We start from the raw sequence: 422 nt of genomic DNA, 5'->3' as shown, positions 1-422 counted from the left end.
ATCCAACAGCTAAAGCTTCGTCAAAACGCTAAGCAGATGTCAAATCATTTCCAGTTTTTAGAAGATAAGCGTATTGACAGTCTTGCTAAGGCTAATGCAATTCAAAACTATCACAAGGCTTGGAACGCTTTTCGCAAGGTTCATGAAGCCGGTGTGCCAAAATTTCATCGTAAAAGCTATGCTTGGCGATACCAGACCAACTGTCAATATCCAAAACAAAAGACGGCCCGGCTAGACAACGGTACCGTCTGCTTTGAAGACCGCAAACATATTGTGGTGCCTAAACTAGGACGTTTACATATCAAAGGCGCTCAGCAGCGACTATTGGATCGTCAAGGCGAAACACGCATTGGTACGGTGACCATTTCCAAAGATGCCGCCGATCGATTCTTTTTGTCGCTGCAATTAGGTTCGGATACACC

1 pseudogene is annotated in these 422 nt (G+C 44.8%); it reads left to right on the top strand.

Going from position 1 to position 422, the window contains the following annotated elements:
- A pseudogene (locus ACLUWI_RS10335) lies at positions 1-422 on the top strand (RNA-guided endonuclease TnpB family protein); the annotation flags it as partial.

Source organism: Limosilactobacillus mucosae (assembly GCF_046939755.1).
Lineage (GTDB): Bacteria > Bacillota > Bacilli > Lactobacillales > Lactobacillaceae > Limosilactobacillus > Limosilactobacillus mucosae_A.
Note: the sequence above shows the minus strand (reverse complement) of the source record. Positions and strands in the feature narration are given on the sequence as shown.